Origin of the sequence: Dongia sp. (assembly GCF_041906375.1) — a bacterium.
Lineage (GTDB): Bacteria > Pseudomonadota > Alphaproteobacteria > Dongiales > Dongiaceae > Dongia.
Window position 1 is genome coordinate 33351 of sequence record NZ_JAYRJJ010000004.1, and the last position, 18099, is coordinate 51449.

Consider the following 18099-nt stretch of genomic DNA (forward strand, 5'->3'; position numbering starts at 1 on the left):
TCTTGATTACAGCGCCAGCCTCATCTCTGTACCAGGACCTCCGAAATCATCGGCCATCGAATAGCTGTCCGACGACTTCCGCTGCGTGAAATCGATCACAGCTTTACGCGGGGTCAACTTCCTGACGCCCTTAATCATTTTCGTTCCATCAAGGTGGGCCAGCATACGCTCACAGCCAGCGCGACGAACCAGCAGACGCTCAGGCTCGATCATCCTGCAAGCCCAGCTCCGCACATCATCAGGAAGCAAAGAGAGGTCGATTTTGCGGCGCGCGGCATCATCCGGGGCTACCATGTAGGAGTAGACGATGGCCCGTGGATCATCATCGACTAACTTATCGACCTCGCCGAGTTCGTGGTCGAGGTGCGATTCTTCCATTTCAGCAAGCCATTCTTCTGTGGGTGAAAACACTTGGCTTTCCGGTGCTTCCGGAAGCTCTGGGCTGCCACGGCCGAAGAGATCGATCAAGCTGTGCGCCATGTTGGCGGCGATACGCGTAGCCACGGATGCCGTGCGGTAGCCCACTCGCGCGGTAGCTAAGGCAGAGCGCCCGGCAAGCCTCACAGCGCCGACACTCGCTTTGCCGATTTTCTTTACCGCATAGCCGATTGCTTTGACGGCCGACTTGATTGCTGTACCAATGACCGATGCCGCTGATCTAAGACTACTCATGAAGAGCCCTCCTCTGATTTCTATAGTCAACGCAGCGTGAAATCCTCGCCTGCTAATCAAAATCAGGGCAATCCTTGCAAGAGACAAAACGCCCAAAATTGTCCGACGAAAATCGCCTGATGGGGGGCTCCCCGGTAGCCTCTGCTGTACTAGAATCCGCTAGTACAGAAGGGCGTCAGGAGCGAGAGGATAGAGTTGACCAAGATTAATTTTATGGGGCTGTTCCCGAATTATTTGTGGATTGATTTGGAAGCGAGTTCACTGAGCGTAAAGAGTTGGCCGTGCGAATTCGGGTGGACTGGCGCGGATTTGAAATCGCAGAGCTTTCTTATTCGACCGATGAAGCAGTGGGGGGACTGGAGCCTCGCATCAGAATCGATGCATGGCATTCTGCCGCAAGAGCTACGTGATCACGGTATCGATGCAGCCGATGCGGCCCGGCGGATCAATGAACTGAGCAGTGGGAAGCAGATGCTGAGTGATAACCCCGAAATGGACGGGACCTGGCTGAAGCAGTTGTTCCACGACACCGGGGTCAAGCAGACATTTAGCCTTCATGATTCACGACAGCTTGAAAAAGCGGCCGCCGCGCTGTCAAAATTAACTCCGGACCGGGCGCAAAGTATGACCGAGCAGATCAACCAGGCATTCCCGCATCCTCACCGAGCCGCGCCGGACGCCCGAAGGGGAGCAGCGAGATTTCTTGCGCTTGCTCTGCCCCATGGGATCGATGACATTCTGGCAATGGTCTAGACCGCTTGGTCGCAAAGCCCGGGGAACCGATGTACCAGCCTTATCGGGAGTATCTGATCGAACGCCACGATTTCTTGGTTGAACAGACCCGTGTTCGCTTACTGTCCCAGTTTGCCGACATTGCGCAGCAAGCGGAAGAATTTCCTGACCGCGAATGGGATCGGCTACAGACGATGCCTTGGGGCGAGGGGGTGGACGGCTCTCAGATTGCTGAGCTTGTCCAGGACAACTCCGCCGCACAATACGATCTACTTCAAGGTCTCATGTTCAACTTAATGATGGGAGCCTTGGCAGGCATCTATCACGAATGGGATCGGAACGTGCGGGAACACGTCGAACTTGAACTTCGCCACAATCATTCGATCTCGACGGATGAGGGCGTCGTTGTCTGGCAGGTTGATTTTGACACTCTAATGAACTGGTTGAATCAATTTGCTTGGGATGTTCGAAGTGAACCATTCTTTCCGCTGCTTGACGCTGCACGTCTCATCATGAATGTCTTCAAGCACGGCAAGGGAACATCTTTCGATGAACTAGCCGAACGTTATCCGCAGTATCTGAGAGGCACATTTCACGACGAAGACGTGCATGAGAAAGAGATACTGACGCTTCTCGCCGATCATACCTTCCTGAGTTTGACCCAGAGTCAGCTTGTCGCAATTGGAGCAGCCATCAGGGAGTTCTGGCAGAAGTTTCCAGCCTCACTGAGCCTCATTAGACCGAATCCTTTCCCAAAGCCGCGCGCGAAGAGGCCTAAACCAACCGATACGGCGTAGCCGCCTAGCGACAGGTCACCGCCACGAAGCGGCAAGACTGCTGACTTTTCCCTCACTTTTCATGTTCGTGAGTTGGCGCGGCCCAGCGTCGGAGAATATTCGACGCCCAGCGAGCTGACTCGCCTCACCGATATGGAGGCCTATCCCTGAGAGAGGGCGATATCAATTCACCAGATCTCGGGTGATACCAATGCCTTCTAGAACTTGCGTATACCGGAAGTATGACGGCCAATCGCGCCCACTGGCTGATTGAAAGCGGTCGTCGCGCTGGCATCGTGCATAGACACCCCTGCATTGGGCACACTCTCGCGGCTGTTACGCCGAGGAGAAGCTCCAAACAGAACTTGTGCGGCATGCCCAACTTCTTATAGATGTAGTAAAATTGTCTTCTTCTATTTTCGAGGATATCGGCTTCATTGTGAGCGCTTGGAGGGCTAAGAATGGACCTGGGGCAAGGTTTTCCGGAATGGACCGAACTAGGCCAGGACAGCGGACTTGATCCTCTCGGCATGCAGCGTCCAATAGAGGTCATTTACCAATCTCTCGTTCCCGGCATCAGCACCATCACGCTTCGCTATCGCTACTATTCATTTTTCCCGTATATCCTAAGGCACTACGAGAACAATATCCGGCATCCCGACCCGGCGGTGTTCAGGAAATTCCAACGTCGATGCGAGGCGTTATTCGCCCTGATTTGTACGCATGGAGAACCCGAGCTTGGCATCACTGGATCGGATTGGGCCAACAAAATACTCGCCGAAGCCGACGATCACGGGATCATAGATTTCTCGATTGGAGCCGATGCCGATGCGGACGAGAGCTTACGGTATCTGAAGAACAAGGGCGGCGCGTTTGGCGCGATCTACTCGACGCAGATGTCGGAGATGGGTCTCATTCATTTTCCCGACCCAGGCCAGCCAAATCCAAACCCGGTATGTTCCGATGTCGGACTTCGTCTGGCAGACGCGCTTGCATCCGGGCTGGGAGACAAAGACAGCCGATTCTTTGAGGTCGTAGAGGAAGGAAAAGTCCCAGTCGCCGAGCTCGGCTCGTTCGTCGCAATAAAACCTTCAAATCTCCAGCCCGGAAGCCGTGAACATTTACTGCTTAAGGAGGTCCTGCTGGGCTTATCAGATCCGCGCAGCCATACCGCACAAATGCGGCAAAGTACGCTCAAGATGCTACTTAAGATCTCCGAAGCGCTCGATGCCGTGCCGAGCGCCGAAGCTGTAAAGTGGCATTGGTTCGAAAACGTGCCTACCAAGGATGCCGCCGAGCAAGATCAGGTTCCGCGCTTGTGGTTCCTTTATCAAGCCTGCGACCTGATGAGGCTGGCCTACGAGGTCATCCTCTCAGCCGCTCTCACGACGATCGACGCGGCCCCTCGCCATCGAATGCCACTTGGCGAGCTAACGAGACAACTGGCAGACACTGTTGAGACCACTAGAGGTGAAAGTTGGGACAATTTTTCGACTACGGTCAATGCAAAAGCGCAAACCTCCTCTGCCCGTCACCATGCCACCGCCATGTTGGACGCAATGGGCGCGGGCGAGACCAGTGAGCAAGTGCGAAACGCGATATCGCTGATCGCTATTCTAGCTGACACGGCGGCGACAGATTTCGCTTTAGTAGAAATCACCCTTAGCGCTCACGATTACTTTCAGTCGCTACGAACCGAAACTGATTTTCTTGATCGTAACCGCACCACCGATGCAACGGCGGTGATATCGGATTTGATCCGGGAAAGGATTCTAAAGAGACATTTATGGGTCGCCTCCCGAAAGTTTCGGAATCAAAAAGCCTACACCTTTCACATGGAGCCGGAGGAAGGCAATCTGCGCTATCGCGCGCCGATCCGCATTTCACCAAGCAGCCCGCGGCTAGATCAGGCGCTTCGCTTTCTCCGCGACATTAGCCTGATCGATGACGGCGGCGTGACGGCTATAGGCAGAGCGGAACTGGCGACGGCATGAAGTATTTTGAGACTTTCGGCGAGGGTGGGTTTCACTCTGCCTTCATGACGACCTACGCGTTCGGATCGCTCGCGTTCGAAGATATCCCTTTCCCGAAATTGCGCGGGGCGGGATGCAGGAACATCGTCGTTCTGGCGGACACGGGTATGGTCAATCAGGCGTTCTCGGATTTTGGCCCGCCACGCTTCGCAGGCACGAGTTACCACCTCATAAAGACCGTTGCACCAGGTGCATTTCATCCAAAGATCACTATGCTACTGGGCGAAACCAAAGCACGGCTGATGGTGGGGTCTGCGAACCTTACTGCCCTTGGGTTGGGTGGCAACAAAGAACAGGTTGCCACCATCACCTGGTCGGCCGAAACGCCAGAGAACGCCAAGTTCTTTATATCCGTACTCACCTACCTGCGGCGGTACGTTCCGGCAGAGGATCAATGGTTCACGACGAGTTTACAACGTGCACTGCGATCATCTCCATGGCTTCGCGACAGCATGTTCAATCCCTCATTCAGTACGGAGGGCACGGAACCACTCAACCTGCTATTCGACCGCCTCGACATTAGCTTACTTAATCAGATTATCGCATGCGTTGGCGACGATCCTATTGGGCGCCTCATCGTCGTTTCTCCATATTGGGACTCCAAACTGGAGGGAGTTGCTCACCTCAAGGCAGGCTTAGGTGATCCAGCCATAGATGTTCTGATTAAAGGCGACGAAAATGGTTTCCCGGCAGACCAGCTTTCGCGATTTTCCGACATCACGCTATTCGACATCAGCTTCGGCACCACCGGAAGATTCCTACACGCGAAGCTGATTATCGCGTTGGGTGAGGCATTCGATCATGTTGTTTCCGGCAGCATGAACTGCACTTTCCCTGCGCTGATGGGGCCTTCACGCGGCGGCAACGCGGAAGCTGCCATTTATAGGCGCGCCACACGCGGCACTGCATTGGACGCGTTGGGCTTATCGGACTACCCGAGTTACCCCTTCGAAAAAGAGCAACTCGCCCGGCTCGAAGAGATATTCGAAGAGGTAGAGACGCCAGAACTATCCGTCGATGGCGGACTGCTTACCCTACAGAGAGGGATAGTGACGTGGTCTGGCCCGAAGAGATCACCAGCAAGTCCCATTTCCGTCCAGCTTTATGACCGCGACGGCGACACACTTATGCCCATGGAAATAGGTGGTGCAAATTCCTCCGTACTTTCTATTCCGCCGACGAGCCCGCGCCCCAAATATGGCGTGCTAACATGCGCGGACGGGACCACCTCTGCCCCGATACAGGTCGTAGATTTGGATTGCCTAGCTATAACGACGCTCCCACCTCAGAAGGGCCGAAAGAAGCGACTGATGGACATGCTGGCAGAGGTGATCCATGAGGATTTGGACTTAATCGAAGCGCTCAACCAGCTTGAGTCTATTGAAGACGAGGAGCTTTCGTCCCAGCCCCTCCCCAAGGCCACTCCGCAGGTGCATGAGGAAGCTGTCCGCGACTATGCGGTCCTTCCCTACGAAGACTTTATTCGTGCGCGTACATTGGCAAATGCACGGGGAAAGCCAATAGGTCTCTACCTCAACAGCAACCGTGACCGAGCGACTAACTTCGTGAGCCATTGCCTCAACCGTATGATAGGTCTCGTCGGCCCCGAATTGGCCGAAATCGAAGAAAAGGACATACAGACAAACGGTGCCGTCGATTTCAGAACCACGGAGCCTCAGCTGGAGGACGACGAACACAGGAAACGCGATAACGATCCCGAGGCACCGCGCCCGATAGGTGCACGATCACAGACGCTAGCGACCGCCAAGAAGTTCCAAGAGGCGGTCACCGCCTTCGAGATGCGGTCGAAGGTGCTAATCCATGAGCGGATTTCGACCTCCGAAATGGTCCGGCTACGTGCGCTAATGCAGATCATATTGAGTCATGCCCAGCCGCTTTCAGGATCATACTTCGCCTCACAGATCCTACCCGTATATACTACGGACGGGCATGACTGGCCACGACTCATAGGCCGCTTACTCCAGCAGCATTTTGGTGTCTCCCGCGCCCTGCAGAATCTCGCCGTCGAAAACGACGAAGCCGAACAGAATCGTGTCATCGAATATTTGGCTCTATCAAACTGGGCCGCGAAAGCAGCACATGCCGCTGTTGTGTCGAACAAGAAGGCTAGGGCCTTGAGAGTCCCGCTCGAACGCCTCATGGCATCGCTGATCGCTCAAACCCAGTCGATCTTGGACCTAGCTGACATTGATCGAGAGTATTTCAATCAGATACGCGTGCAACTCAATATGAGATTTGCGGATCGATTGAGATTTTCGGCCAATTGATGTTCGCGATTATTTTCTCTTCTCTGGCACTGTTCTACCCTCGGGCAAGTAGAGTCGTTTTGAGGTAGCGTTCTCCGCTGCCACTTCACATGCTAGGATCAATGAAAGACATGAAGGTATCGCGGTTCACGGACGCACAGACAGTGCTCTTGGGGCAGAGAGCTCTCATTCCGCTTCGGAGGTTGCCGCGGATTGTGTTGGAATGGTTTGAGTGGACGAAACATACGTAAATCCCAATTGCGATAGGCCTCCGAGGAGAAACGATTGACCGCCGTCCTACCCTTTTTTGACTTTGATTCAATCGACGACTGGAATCCGTTTCTTAGCGAGACACTCTCTGGAATTGTTCCGATCGAGGCTATCATGCAGAGCCAGTCAACGCCGCCTGAATATATCGAAGACGCGCGAGACCTGGTGATACGCAACATCAGAGTGGACAAAAAGCGCCTGTATGGCGCTGTTGAGAGCTGGCTATGCGAGCGTCCGTTTCGCGCTTATCACGGAACACGACTCTTCCCCGATGAGCTTAACAGCATCCAGCAGAAGGGTCTTGTGCCAACCACGATCCAGGACCGTGTCAACCGCACCAAGCGCGTTTTGCAGGAGCATCCTGACTGGAACCAGCTTCGATTGCGATTTGAGCCCGCGCTCCATGAATTCCTCAACAAGCACCACCAAAAGGTCCGTGCCGGACAGGTTCATCTCACAATCTCGCGTGGCGGGGTGACCCATGGCTTCAATCACTACCTCGTCTACGGCGCTGAATTTGACCAGCGCTTTATTCAGCTTCTGACTGCTCAGGGCAGGGCCGATATCATGAAGCGGGGAACGACACCGTACCTGCTGACCTTCGAGATGCCTGGAGATGTCGCCGTCGATAGGATGATCGCTTACGCCAATAAATTCGCTGCCATTCGAAATGGCGAGCCCTTTGATCTTATTCGAAAGCTGATTGGACACTGGGCGTGGAAGCAGTTTTTCCCGGAGTTCAGCTCAGGCACACAGGAAGAGGACCTAGGTCTCGTATTCTATGAGATTGTAAGACCTGAATGGCTAGTACGCGCTGAGGAAATACAGATCTAAGCCCCCTGCACTTGTTAGCACCTCGTCTAACCGAGCGGGGTCCAATCCCCATTATGTTCGACCACGTAACCATACTGGACGTGCGGCATATCGTGCCAACGTCTCGGCCAAGCAGCTACCCCAATCGGTGCCCCAGCAAACTCCTGCACGCACTCCAACCCACAAATTAGTGCAAGTGTTGTTTCAGATAGCTCCGCAAGAGTATCGACAAACTGAGCAAATGCACCCAGCATTGAAGTCGTTTCCGGGTCAATCTCTGGATGAACGATCTGAAACTGGGGCACCAAAATTGCGCCGTCTGGAGATATTGAGAAATCGGTAACATTGAGACGCTGGGTGTCGGATTGATGTTCGATGCAGTGCCTAATATTTCGCACCATTTTTGAAAAGCCAACAATGCTATCGATTACTTCCAACATTGGATCGTTTGGCTCGATCTTTGTTCTAATCAAATTCGAGAAGCCGTCAAAATATGCGCCTCTAACATTGCGCGGCTTATTCGCTTCTATCGCTTCTACGCCATAGAAGGCGACGACCATGTCATAGACCCCTTGCACAGCTAGGGCCATTTTCTGCACGAAAGTGTTTGCGCGTTCAACAACATGTCCAACGGCTGGGACATTTGCAACGTTCCCAAATCGTTGCGGTCTCTGTGCTAGTGCAGCAGTTTGATCTCTCTCCAATGCATCGGCGACCTCCTTGGCAGAAAGAAGGAGAAGAGCCAAATCGAGTGTCTTCTGCAGGGTTCCCAGAAGGTCTACTCCACAATTGAAGTAATGCGGACTAAGCAGCTTGTATCCTGTCAGAAAGGTCTTGGAGACAATGATCGATTCACTCCCCGCTGTAACGACGCGTTGCTGGACATGGGGTATATCCGGATTAGTGCGCTCAGGGTCGATACGATCTGCTTCCTGAAATCGATATATTGCGCGTTCTTTCACGGTGTACAGGAAGTGGCCAAGAGGAATCATTGCGACGATCCCGCCCTCATCTGCCTCGCCTATCCGCATCTGGATGGCGCCTTCTCTTTGACGCCTAATTCGGTCGCGTCTCTGATCGTCGTTGGGGTCGCGGGCCACTTGATGCTTCTCCCCAGGTTATGTCGCTAAATGTTCACTCATGGCTGCGTTGATACTCGAGCGCCGCCTCACCTGAGTTCTCTATTCGTCCACTATCACTACCGTGGTCACAATCTTGTCAGCCGCCGCCTGTGTGTCCAAGCCCGTACTCAGACTCTGCTCCCCTCCCGCACCTCCCGCAGCGCTCGATTGAAGAAGTGGCGGATTGCTTGTTCACGGGCCTGAGGATCGCTCAACACGATGTTCTTCATCTCATTGTCGCGCTGGAACATCTTAATGGCGCCCTTGAAGAAGGCTTGGCTGAAGGCCGAGAAAACTACATCTGGCGCATTGTTGCGCAGCATCTCGGTTAGATCGTCGTCCATGATCTCGCGATTGACCTGCTCAAATCTGAGGAAGTCCTCACGCGAGAATTCGGTTCCGTGGCGATCATTGAACGCCTTAATGATCTCGGAGAGTGATCGCTCCTCCTCCTCAGTGTAGGGCTTTGCAGCAAATTCGCTGATTGGCTTGAGAGCTTCTGTGTCGCCTGGCGCGAGCGATGCCGAGCCTTGTTCCTTTTGCTCGACACGAAAAGCCTGAAGCCGGAGCATGTCTTCGGTAATCTCAATGTCGGGTGGTACTTCTCTGTTTGGCAGAAGGCGCCAGAGCCAGGCGGCATATGAGTAGAGCTTCTCTAGCCCAGTATCGCCCAATCGAACTACCTGTGCCACGAAGCTGTAGAATCGCATGTAGCTCCTGAGAAGCTGGCGGAACTCCTCCCGCCGTCCCTCATCGTCTTCGGTCTCAAAGCGAGCAACTGCCTGTCGCACTAACCCCTCTAACTTCGCCCGATCATGGGTGTCTAGTGCGCCCTTGTAGAAAGTATCGGCAAAGCGATCGATCTCGCCCTGATCGAGGATGCCGAATTTCTTAAGCCGCCCTTCCAGCTCGTAGATCTGGTTGGGATCGGAGTTCGCCTCCAGTCCCGTTGCCTCAAAGAACGACTTGAAGGCGCTCTTGATATCTTCCGTCGTGTTCTGAAAATCGAGGATGTATGTCTGATCCTTACCTGGACATGTCCGGTTGAGGCGCGAGAGCGTCTGCACGGCCTGAAGTCCAGCGAGCTTTCGATCCACATACATCGCACATAGCCTCGGCTGGTCGAACCCGGTCTGATATTTCTCGGCTACGATCAGCACGTTATAAGCATCGCTGTCGAAACGCCGCGGCAGTTCGGTTTCCGCGAAGCCATTCAGCTCAGCCTCAGAATAGGCTTGGCCATCCAACTCCAGTTCACCTGAAAACGCGACAAGCGGCTTTACATCTGCGTAACCATTGGCCTTGATGTAGTCGCGGACGCCAAAATAGTAACGCAAAGCATGTTCGCGGCTCCCCGTTACGATCATCGCTTTTGCGCGACCGTCCAGCTCGTCCATCACGTGGCGTCGGAAGTGCTCCACGATCACTTCCACCTTCTGGCCGATAGCAGTCGGATGGAGTGAGGCGAACCGCGCCACCCGTCGCTGAGCGCGGCGGGTGTTCAGTTCGGGGTCGTCTTCGATGGCCTTTTCGAGCTGATAATAGGCCTTATAGGTCATGTAGTTTTGCAGCACATCGAGAATGAATCCCTCCTCGATAGCCTGACGCATTGAATAGAGATGGAAGGGATGCGGCAGCCCATCTGCTCCCTTCGTGCCAAATCGCTCTAGGGTCACGTTGCGCGGGGTCGCGGTGAAGGCGAAATAGCTGATATTGGGCTGGGGCCCGCGCGCCTTCTGATACTCGGCGATCATATCCTCGATATCGCGGCCCCCATCGGCTTCATCGCGCGTCAATGCATCGCTCATCGCCTGGGCGCTTTTACCGGACTGGCTACCATGAGCCTCATCGATAATGACAGCAAAAGTGCGCGTGCCTTGGCCCGACAACTCCTTCAGATGCTCCGTTGAAAACTTCTGGATGGTGGTGATGATGATGCGCGCTCCACTCTCCAACGCCGCCTTCAACTGGCGTGACGTGCCATCGATCTTCTTCACCACACCCTTGGTTTGCTCGAACTGCGCTACCGTGCCTTGAAGCTGTCGGTCGAGCACAACCCGATCCGTTACGATGACGGCCGAATTGAAAATCAGCTTGTCGGCATCGTCATGCAAACTGGTCACTTGGTGCGCGGTCCAGCCGATCGTGTTGGATTTTCCGGACCCCGCCGAATGCTGGATAAGATAGTTATAGCCAGAGCCAAATGTGCGCGCGTGCGACATCATCTTTCGCACGGCGTCAAGCTGTTGGAAGCGAGGGAAGATCAGGGCCTCCCGCACCTCAGTCGATCCACTAGCTGTCGGTACCTCCTGCCGCTCCAGATGGAGGAAACGGCCGATGATATCGAGCAGCACCTCGCGCGATAATACCGCCTTGCCCTCCGGCAGGTCGGCATAGAGATAGGCTACTCGGAAGTCGCCCTGAACGTCGGGATTGCCTGCCCCCCCATCGCGTCCGCGGTTGAAGGGTAGAAAGCGCGTCTTGCCATTCTGAAGGCGTGTCGTCATCGAGATATTGTCCTCGTCCATTGCAAAATGGACGAGCGCACCTCGCTTGAAGGTGAGAAGGGGCTCCCCAGCAGGAGAGCGGTCGTGACGGTACTGCTTCTCAGCGTGGCGAAAGGAAGAGCCTGTTAGAAGGTTCTTAATTTCCACCGTTACCACAGGCAATCCATTGACGAACAATGTCACGTCAATGGCATTCTCTGAGCGCTGACTGTAGCGGAGCTGACGAACGACAGACAGAATGTTAGCTTCGTAGAACCTGACCAACTCGGCGTTCAATCCAGATGCAGGCTTAAAAAAGCAGAGCGCCAGCTTAATGTTCGGGATGAGTTTTAGTCCCTGACGCAATACGTCCAGCGAGCCGCGCGTCTTCAGCGCCTTCTCCAGTTGCTTAAAAAACTCGGCTTCCGCCGCAGCGGCATACTGTTCTTCCAGTTTTCGCCATTCTTCGGGCTGCGTTTCCTTTACGAAGCGGAGGAGAAGCTCTCGGTCCAACGCCAGAACTCGATCGTATTCTTCAGGACGCCGCGCAACATACCCCTGTTTGGCGACCAGATGATCAACCACATGTTGCTCAAGGACGATCTCACGATGAGCGGTCTGGTTAGTGTGCGTCGTCATTTGGCGGATTTCCCCTCTCCGCAAGCGATGGCCGCGATTACTCCCACCAATGCTGTCACAAGCGCAGACATGGCGGATTGAAGGTGATGCAGGTTTACGTGGTACTCGCCTTCAATGGGCTGGTCGGTCTTAGTGATACGATCGTAGTTGAGATTGTAGCGAAATGCTGTGGAGTTGGGATCAATGGCTCCTAGCTCCCGCATTCTGCCGACAATCCAGTCAGGTACAGCAGCGTCAAACTCAAAACCTATGAACGCTTGATACTCTGCCGATAAGGTATCCAAATTATGTGTCTTCGCTGATTCTTGCATAATCGCTTTCAAGAACAGCTCAACAGAATGTCGATATAGATAGAGGACAGGGTTCGCGACCTCACAGTCCGCAATATCCTGATGCTTTATCGCCTCAACGAGTGCATTGGCCGCATTGAAGTATTGCTGGCCAAGATGCTGAAAGCGCTGGTTCGCAGCGCCGCCAACAAGGAAGCCGAGCGGCTCTGACCATTCGTCGGGTCGCTCGATAGCTGGCGCCGGGTCCTCAAACAGGGGCCGATGCATTTGTGCTTCGGTGAAGACATTCATTCATCGCCCCCAGAGATGGGCGCCCATATTTGCTTCAGAGGAAGCTTAGCGCGGGTCTCGTCGGAGAGTTCGCCATAGGCTCGGAAGAGAGCCTTCAACAGGTCTGGCATTTGCCACAAGCGCAGCTTGAAGAAGTTGTTGTCCAGTTCCTTCTGCGCGGCCGCGTTCACACCACCGATGCTAACCAATAGACCCGTACGCGCCTGCGTGTTCGATACCGAACCGATCAACCGCAGCACAACATCATGATTGGCGGTCCCATCGCCGGATTTAACCTGAACGCAGATACGGTCCTCCCCAAGGCCGAGCGTACCTCCAGCCGCCAGGATATCCACACCTCCATCAGCGCCCGGCGGTGACACCTTGGTGGTGTACCCCTCGACACGCAGAATCTCCGCTACGAGATCCGCCAAAGCGTGCCCAGCGAACTCGGACTTGATCAGCGAGATGATCTGCTGGTTGGCAATGTCCTCGATGTCGGAAGCGTAGTCTTCCGCCTCCACGTCCTCATCGGAAGGCGGGATTGCGGCCTTACCCTGCTTACCGAGAAGAGAGCCAGGATCGATTCCAGTCTTTAGGACGGCCCGAACCCGCTCCAATGCAGAGTTGCGCTTGATCTCGCAGATCGTCATGAAGGCGCCGAAGGAATGCCGCAGGTCTTGCTTAAAAGCGTCGCGGGCAACCGCCTCATTCAGCCATTTCACCGCGCGGGAATGGCGAAAGGGGTCCTCGGAATGAAATTTGTATTCGCTGGTTACCTCGCCAACAGCGACGCCATCGGTAACTTTCCGCGGCATCACCACTAGGTCGCCAACCTGAATTGCGTAGGCAAACTGGTTGAGCTGGGCCGCAAAGTTCTTCAGACGATTCCGGCCCGCGTCAGGCATCACCTGCTCCAGATGGGCAAGTATGGCATCTCGTCCCTTGCACGTACTCAAGTCACCGACTTCGAGGAAACCAGGGAGAAGCCTACCCTGTTCGATGGCCGCAAGCTCGCGCTCTCCCTGCTTGCCTGCCCGGACGATCCATAGGCGCGTCATGACGCCACCTCCCGTTGGATGGCATCCAGTCGCCGGTCAGTGGTCCCACGCTTGCTCCAGGTGGCAACGTCGATCTGGCCAGTGACGGCAGCGGTGATCAGTGCTGAGCGGAACTCATGGAGGCGGTCGATGGAAGCACTTATTTCTTCAGCGACCCGCCGAGTCTTCGCGGCCCGGTGGTCGATCTCGGAAGAGATTTTGTCCTGCGCCTCTCTAGGGGGCAAGGGGATCGCGGTGTTTGCGACTTGCTCAAAGCCCATTCCCTGCTTGAGCCCATACTGCGCCATCTGGAAATGAAGTTGACCGATTTCCGAGAAAAGAATTTGCGCAAGAAGCCTGCTGCTGATCGCTTTGGATGGTCGGATGAGGCAGATATGCTGGTTAATGTAGGCACGTTCGCACAACCCCGAAACATACCCTACGGCGCCTGTACGACCGCCGGTAATGCAAACCAGCGTATCGCCGTTGCTAACCTTCGTGCGTTCAGCCTCCGCTCCAGACTGCGGCCTGACCCGTTGAGAATCCTCAAAGGAAACGCCCATGTGTCGATCGATGCTGCCGCTTTGAAGGAACAGTTCACCCTGATCTTGAATGAAGTCGCTCCAGCCGCGTGAACCAGAGGTCATATGGCTCGCCACTTGTTTGACACGAACGCGCCGCCAGCCTTCTGCTAAATTGGAGAAGGTAACGCGGCTACGTTCCGCATCATATCCAACTTGTCCGATGCCGCTGGCCATGACGCGCAATGGGGCCGCGATGATAGTTACGTTCAGCAACTCCGCCAGCCACAGCTTCTTTTGGATCAACTGATCGATATGGGTGGTCTCGCGATCGAGGAAATCCGCGATGGCCTCTTGGGTGGCGGGACCGGGGCTTGCGATCCAGTCATTTGGAAAATCTGCGAATTTGATTGACTGCCGTACGCCCCCGCCGAGCGAATAGTAGTATTTTGCTAGATCAAGCGCGAGCAAGGAATACGCCCAGAAGCGCGCGTCGTGATCCTTGCCTACTTCAAGCGCATCATAGGCGGACGTTATGATCCCGCGTTCGTTGACTAACCCCTGCCGTAGGCTGCGCTTGTCGTTCTGCAGATCGGTCAGGCGCATTACGATGTTGCCGGGCTCTACAATCTGATAGGTCTCGAAGCTTTCGGGCAACAGGCCTTCGGCTGCGTCAATGTCTTTCCGGATGATGCGGCCATAGCTCAAGGAAAGAAGATTCTCTTCCTGCATTCCGGTGTTCTTGTAGCCTTTTCTAACGCGAAAAATGCGATGGAGCTTGCTCAATCGCCAATGGGCAGGTGGGGGTGCCGAATGTACGCGCTCTTGAAGAGTTATCACGCCGCGACCTCCTTCAGTAGCCTGGCGATCTGGGCTTCCAGCGCCTTCAGCTCGGCGTCGATCTCCTCCAATGGGCGCGGCGGGACGTAGCGATAGAAGTAGCGGTTGAAATTGATCTCGTATCCGACGCGGCCCACATCGCCGTCGCGGGGGTCGCGGTGGCTCTCGTCCACCCAAGCATCGGGCACGAAGGGAGTGACCTCGCGCGCCACATATTCTCGCCAGTCCTCCTTCAGCGGCACTAGTTCGTGGTCGCGCAGTTCAGTGTCGGGCTCCGCGTTGCCATCCTTGTCTGTGCAGATGTCGGCCTCTTCGTCCCGCTCGGACAGGGCTGAGAGAATGGCCTTACGGACAGATGCCGCAATCTTCAGTTTCGCACCCTTCAGCGCCTTGGTCAGCGCCTTGTCGAAGGCGTCACGGTTGGTGAAGGGCGTCTTCGGTAGGTGAGCAAACAGCCCGTCAAGGATAGCAGCCTGTTCGCTGGCGTCGAGCTTGCTGAGAGCCTTTTCGGCCTTAAGCCGCTCGATGCGCTTTGCCGTGGCCTGGAAGTTCAGCCGCAAGGGCCGCTCGACGCGGATTTCCCGATAGCTGAAGTCAGTGGTGTCGAAGATCTTCGAGAATTCGCCATACTGGCCATCGCCGTTCAGCATTTCGGCGTAGATGCGCACGATCTCCTTGCGCGCTTCATCGGGGATTTCCCGACGCTTAGAGCCGAGCGACTTGCGTATGGACTTCCAAAAGCGTTCGCTGCTGGCGTCGATAAGCTGAACTTTAGCGCGCCGCGCCTTAGGCTTGCGGTTGGTCAGAAGCCATACATAGGTCTGGATGCCGGTATTGTAGAACAAGTCGGTCGGCAGCGCGACAATCGCCTCCACCCAGTCATTCTCCAGCATCCAGCGGCGGATTTCGCTTTCGCCGGAGCCCGCGCCCCCGGTGAAGAGCGGCGATCCGTTCATGACGATGCCGATGCGCGAGCCGGTTTCATCGTCGCGCATCTTGGCGATCATGTGCTGCAGAAACAGCAATTGTCCGTCGGAGATGCGCGGCAGTCCCGCACCGAATCGGCCATCGAAACCCAGCGTTTCAGCCTCATCTCGGATTGGATCCTGGTACTTTTTCCAATCCACGCCATAGGGCGGATTTGACAGCATGTAATGGAAGGATTTGCCCTTGTGGGCATCATTGATGAGCGTATTTCCAAATGCAATTTGTTCAGGGTCGTGGCCGGTCACCAGCATGTCGGACTTGCAGATACCGTAGGATTCCCCGTTCAGTTCCTGCCCGAACAGTTCGACGCGAATGGCGGGGTTGAAGTCCTTCAGCGCTTCCTCGGTCAGCGCCAGCATGCCGCCCGTACCACAAGCCGGATCATAGACCTGGCGAATGATGCCCTTTCCGGTCAGCTTGGTATCGTCGTTGGCGATCAGCAGCTCAACGATCAGGCGGATGACCTCGCGCGGCGTGAAATGCTCGCCAGCGGTCTCGTTGGAGATTTCCGAGAACCTCCGGATCAGGTCCTCGAACAGGTAGCCCATCTCAATATTGCTCACTCGGCCTGGGTGCAGATCGATCTGGGCAAAGCGATCGAATACCTGCCAGAGAATGCCTCCGTCGTTGAGACGCTTGAGCTGGTCGGTAAACAAGAATTTATCGAGGAAGATGTCTCGGATATTGCCTGAAAAATTGGTGATATAGTCCATCAGATTGGCATGAACCTGGCTAGGCTCCTGGCCCTTAATGGAAGCGAAGGTGAGGCGCGAGAGGTTATAGACCTTGATGTCCTCTCCTGCCGCGGCGAACAAGATCATGTCGCGCGTGGCATCGTCCACACCCTTGGGGAGGGTCTCGGCTGCTTTGAGCACCGCGTCCTTCGATTTTTCCAGGATGCAGTCCAGGCGGCGTAGCACGACAAATGGGAGGATTACTTTGCCGTACTCCGATTGCTTAAAGTCACCTCGAAGAATGTCCGCGATAGACCAAGCAAAGCTGCTTAAGCTCTGAACGTTGTTGCTTATCTTTGTCACCAAGCCCCCTAAATCTTAACACTAATTGATCGCATTTCGCGTAGGTATTTCGCGCAATTTTAGGTTAGCGAATACCATGTTGCGCGTGCCTTACCGTGCTGGCGGATGCGCCGCATTGCCACAAGATCCCGCAAACGCACCTTGAGCGTATTTCGATTTGCTCCCGTGATGGACGCGAGCTGACTGATGGTGAGGCGATCTTGCCCGCGCAATGCCTTGAGCACCTGAAGGGATAGCTCCGGCATGTCAGCTTCGCTGCCTTGCGAAACGCGCTCTCGCTCCAGTCGCACGGCGAGAGCGTCCTTCTGCCTCTTCAGACAGCGGAGGAAGAAGCCGACCCATGGTTCCCAGTCAGGCGCTTCGACCTTGAGCGTTGCCTGCGTGCGACGAAGCGCCTTGTAGTATAGGTCCTTGTTTTCCTCGATCACGCGCTCAAGTGATGCATACGGCACATAGGCGTAGCCTGCGCGCATCAAAATGAGGGTGGTAAGCACCCGCGACAATCGTCCGTTACCGTCCTGAAAGGGATGGATAGCGAGGAACGTCACGACAAAAACGGCGATGATCAGCAGCGGATGCATGGATTCTTCATCGATCGCCTTCCGTGCCCAGGCAACCAACTCCTCCATTTCTCGCGGCGTGTCGAACGGAGATGTCGTCTCGAAGATCACGCCGATTTCGCGGCCATTCGCATCAAACGCCACGACATTGTTGGGCAACGTCTTGTAAGCCCCTCGGTGACGCTCATCCTTGGTGCTGTGCCGCAGCAAGGTCTGGTGCAATTGTCGGATATGGTTCTCTGTCAGCCGCATATCGGCAAAAGCCTCAAACACGAGGTCCATCGCTTCGGCGTAGCCAGCAACTTCCTGCTCGTCCCTGGTCTTGAAGGATTTGATCGAGAGGGACTGCGACAGGAGGTCCTCGACCTCGGCATCCGTCAACTTCGCACCTTCGATGCGAGTGCTTGAGCCAATGCTCTCGATCGTCGCGACCTTACGGAGCGCGTTCAGTCGATCCGGCGCAAGCGTCTTGAGGGCCTCCCACCTCCCCTTGAATTCATCGATTTCGGCGATGAGCTTCACGAGATCGGCACCGAGGGCGATCTGGGGCTCTCTCATGGCTGAGTGACTCGGATATTCGATTTCATACCCGATTGTACCCGATATTACCCGATTTTCCACCTATGATCCGAACTTTTGGCCGGAGGTTTTGGGAGAATCCAGCTACCTGGGGCCTTATTTCTCAATTTTGGGTATAATCGGGTAAGAAATTGGGTATTCCCGCCATGCAGGACAGTCGGCCGCT

Annotated in this window: 13 protein-coding genes; 5 read left to right on the forward strand and 8 right to left on the reverse strand. The window is 55.1% G+C overall.

Features of this window, described 5'->3' with window-relative positions:
- Positions 1-6 precede the first annotated feature (6 nt).
- Complete coding sequence (locus ACE3OA_RS14060; RefSeq protein ID WP_374311714.1) at positions 7-672, reverse strand: hypothetical protein; 666 nt, start codon at positions 670-672, stop codon at positions 7-9.
- Between the two features lie 195 nt (positions 673-867).
- Here ACE3OA_RS14060 and ACE3OA_RS14065 point away from each other — a divergent pair, with 195 nt between their 5' ends.
- From ACE3OA_RS14065 to ACE3OA_RS14085, 5 genes are all read left to right on the forward strand, one after another.
- The gene (locus tag ACE3OA_RS14065; protein WP_374311716.1) at positions 868-1425 is read left to right on the forward strand and encodes a hypothetical protein; all 558 of its coding nucleotides are present in this window, start codon (positions 868-870) and stop codon (positions 1423-1425) included.
- A gap of 29 nt (positions 1426-1454) precedes the next feature.
- A complete protein-coding gene (locus ACE3OA_RS14070; RefSeq protein WP_374311718.1) occupies positions 1455-2201 on the forward strand; it encodes a hypothetical protein in 747 nt (248 codons plus the stop codon).
- A gap of 440 nt (positions 2202-2641) precedes the next feature.
- Complete coding sequence (locus tag ACE3OA_RS14075; RefSeq protein ID WP_374311719.1) at positions 2642-4174, forward strand: hypothetical protein; 1533 nt, start codon at positions 2642-2644, stop codon at positions 4172-4174.
- The gene (locus ACE3OA_RS14080; protein WP_374311721.1) at positions 4171-6501 is read left to right on the forward strand and encodes a hypothetical protein; all 2331 of its coding nucleotides are present in this window, start codon (positions 4171-4173) and stop codon (positions 6499-6501) included. The genes ACE3OA_RS14075 and ACE3OA_RS14080 overlap by 4 nt, the downstream gene beginning before the upstream one ends.
- Positions 6502-6765: 264 nt before the next feature.
- Positions 6766-7584, forward strand: a complete 819-nt coding sequence (locus ACE3OA_RS14085; protein WP_374311723.1) for a hypothetical protein — start codon at positions 6766-6768, stop codon at positions 7582-7584.
- Positions 7585-7610: 26 nt separating this feature from the next.
- Here ACE3OA_RS14085 and ACE3OA_RS14090 read toward each other — a convergent pair whose 3' ends face one another.
- From ACE3OA_RS14090 to ACE3OA_RS14120, 7 genes are all read right to left on the reverse strand, one after another.
- The gene (locus ACE3OA_RS14090) at positions 7611-8663 is read right to left on the reverse strand and encodes a hypothetical protein (RefSeq protein WP_374311725.1); all 1053 of its coding nucleotides are present in this window, start codon (positions 8661-8663) and stop codon (positions 7611-7613) included.
- A gap of 149 nt (positions 8664-8812) precedes the next feature.
- On the reverse strand, positions 8813-11809 hold the full coding sequence (locus ACE3OA_RS14095) for a type I restriction endonuclease subunit R (protein WP_374311727.1): 2997 nt from the start codon (positions 11807-11809) through the stop codon (positions 8813-8815).
- Positions 11806-12390: a hypothetical protein gene (locus ACE3OA_RS14100; RefSeq protein ID WP_374311729.1), complete on the reverse strand. Its 585-nt coding sequence runs from the start codon at positions 12388-12390 to the stop codon at positions 11806-11808. The genes ACE3OA_RS14095 and ACE3OA_RS14100 overlap by 4 nt, the downstream gene beginning before the upstream one ends.
- The gene (locus tag ACE3OA_RS14105; protein WP_374311734.1) at positions 12387-13430 is read right to left on the reverse strand and encodes a restriction endonuclease; all 1044 of its coding nucleotides are present in this window, start codon (positions 13428-13430) and stop codon (positions 12387-12389) included. The genes ACE3OA_RS14100 and ACE3OA_RS14105 overlap by 4 nt, the downstream gene beginning before the upstream one ends.
- Complete coding sequence (locus ACE3OA_RS14110; RefSeq protein ID WP_374311736.1) at positions 13427-14662, reverse strand: restriction endonuclease subunit S; 1236 nt, start codon at positions 14660-14662, stop codon at positions 13427-13429. The genes ACE3OA_RS14105 and ACE3OA_RS14110 overlap by 4 nt, the downstream gene beginning before the upstream one ends.
- 104 nt (positions 14663-14766) lie before the next feature.
- Positions 14767-16794, reverse strand: coding sequence for an N-6 DNA methylase (locus ACE3OA_RS14115; protein WP_374311738.1), 2028 nt, complete (start codon positions 16792-16794; stop codon positions 14767-14769).
- Positions 16795-16853: 59 nt separating this feature from the next.
- Positions 16854-17912 carry a Fic family protein gene (locus ACE3OA_RS14120; protein ID WP_374311741.1) on the reverse strand — a complete coding sequence of 353 codons (1059 nt, stop codon included), beginning with the start codon at positions 17910-17912 and terminating at the stop codon, positions 16854-16856.
- Positions 17913-18099 lie beyond the last annotated feature (187 nt).